We start from the raw sequence: 2258 nt of genomic DNA, 5'->3' as shown, positions 1-2258 counted from the left end.
ACGCAGCAGCATGGAACAAGATCGGTACTGGTACCAAAACGGCCCGCGTGATCACGGCGGACCGGATCAACAAGACGACAGCGGCGGCGAGCCAGGCACTCGACGGCGCCGCCCCGATGTGTGCCCCGCTCGCGCACCGCTGGGACACGGAGGCCGAGCGCAGGGCGAAGCTCCGGACCCCGGAGAACCTGAAGGCGTTGATCGCTGCTCAGCGGGCCAACACGTCGGCGCGGTCGACGGCTGCGACCGCCGCGAGCCAGCGGAAGGCCGCACGGGCGGCGAGCAGCAACCCGTTCAACGGCGGCCGCCGCGCGGCCCGGACGGCGGACAAGGCAGGTCGCGCTCACGCCAAGGTCGCGCGCCGCGACCTGAAGTCGGCTCGCCGGAACTACCCGCTGACGCTCAACCAGCTCGCGGTCCGCGCCCACGCCGCGCACCTGATCCCGGCTGGGATCACCTCGTACGCGATGTCGTCGGCGGAGCACTGGGCGATGTGGCCGGCGGGAAGCTCGCTGAGCCTGATCGCCCTCAACGCTGCACTGCTCGCCGTCGGCCGCCGCCAGGTGCGGGTGCCGCTCGACGACGACGCCACGGCGGAGGAGCGCCGCCTCCTGGAGCGCCTCGACCCGTCGTACTGGGTCCAGCACGCCGACGAACGAGGCCTGTCGGGCACCGTGCCCGCACCGACCGAGCTGACCCCGGCCGGTCTGGTCACCACGGTGCGCCTTGATGGCCGGTGGAAGCCGTCGGCGTTCAAGGCCAAGCACGAGGAGATCCGGGCGATGCTCGGGGCCCGCACCGCCCTGCGTATGGAGATCAGTTCGGGATCGCATGGCGACCGCGCCACGATCACGCTGCGGACCCGCAGCGCTGCCGACGGCATCGACCTGACCGGCTGGAAGCCGGGCGACCCGTGGGGCGTCGACACGGTGACCGGCGAGCCGGTCATGGTCCCGCTCGGTCGCCGGATGCTGATCGCGGGGACCTCCGGGTCGGGCAAGAGCTGGAGCACCCGGGCCCTGCTCGCGGAGGCGTCCGAGGAGCCCAACCACCGCCTGGTCGTCATCGACCCCAAGCGAGTGGAAGGCATCAACTGGGAGCACCGCGCCCGCGTCGCCATCTACGCCGAAGACGTCCTCGGCGTGACGGACGAACTGGTCGCTGAGATGTACGAGCGGCTGGAGGAGATCCCGCGCGGCCGGGACACCATCGAGATCAGCACCCGCCGCCCCCGGATCACGGTCTTCGTGGACGAAGGAGCCGAGGTCATCTCCATGGCGCGCAAGAAGCGCGCCAAGGGCGGCGACGGCGACCCGGGCGACCCGGACTGGTCCCGGATCATGGAGAACCTGTCGACACTCGCCCGCATGGCGCGCGCCGCCGAGATCATCCTGATCTGGGCCACGCAGAAGCCGACCATGGACGCCAAGGGCGGCATCGACCCGCAGATCAGCGCCCAGATCACTTACCGCGCCGCCCTCGCCCTGAGCACGTCCGGCGAGAGCCGCGTCGTGTTCGGCGAGGACGCCACCGAGCGCGGCTGGCACGCCCACGACCTGCCGATGCCCGGCGTGGCCATGCTCCGCTCCGGACCCAAGGCGGCACCGCACCCGATCAGCACCCGGGCGTTCTCCCCGGCCGACGTCATCGCCCTCCCTGACCGCCCGGTCTGGCAGCGGTCGGCCAAGGCGCCGGCGCCTGTCCCGGCCCCGGCGTCCGAGCCGCTGCGTCTGGTGAAGGACGCCGCCCCCGCGGCTGCCGTCCCGCAGGACCTGACCGACAACCAGAAGGCCGTGCTTCAGGCCGCGATCGACGGCACGTCGACCAACGCCGCCATCGCCAAGGCGACCGGCATCAACCCCGGCTCGGTCACCCGCGCGGTCGACGCGCTGGTCAAGCGCGGGCTCCTCGCCAAGGACGGCACGACGATCCGTACGGAGGTCGCCGCATGAGCGCCAACCTCGCCCAGGCCGTGGCCGACGCCCGCGCGGCGGAGACCAACACCGAGCAGATCGCGCAGATCCTCGCCGTGGTCCAGGCCGTACAGGCGGCCACCCCCGCCCCGGCCGCGCACGCCGCCTGCAGCTGCTCGACGCAGAAGGCCAGCGGATCGTCCGCCGGGAAGGTCGCCGCGTGGATCGCGGGCGGTGCCGCCTGCGCCTGCGTCCTGGTCGGCCTGTTCCTCGCGGTCGCCCTGGTCGCCGTCGCCGTGACGGTCGGCGGCTGCGTGTCGTACCTGCTCATCCGCGAGATCCGGA

Annotated in this window: 2 protein-coding genes; both read left to right on the top strand. The window is 72.6% G+C overall.

Annotation, left to right across the window (positions count from 1 at the left end):
* A partial coding sequence (locus ACFWB8_RS36975) for an FtsK/SpoIIIE domain-containing protein (RefSeq protein ID WP_385237685.1) occupies positions 1–1952 on the top strand: 1952 nt, incomplete at its 5' end.
* On the top strand, positions 1949–2258 hold a 310-nt coding region (locus tag ACFWB8_RS36970; RefSeq protein ID WP_385237682.1), incomplete at its 3' end, for a hypothetical protein. The genes ACFWB8_RS36975 and ACFWB8_RS36970, both read left to right, overlap by 4 nt.

Origin of the sequence: Streptomyces sp. NPDC060031 (genome assembly GCF_042736805.1) — a bacterium.
Lineage (GTDB): Bacteria > Actinomycetota > Actinomycetes > Streptomycetales > Streptomycetaceae > Streptomyces.
Note: the sequence above shows the minus strand (reverse complement) of the source record. Positions and strands in the feature narration are given on the sequence as shown.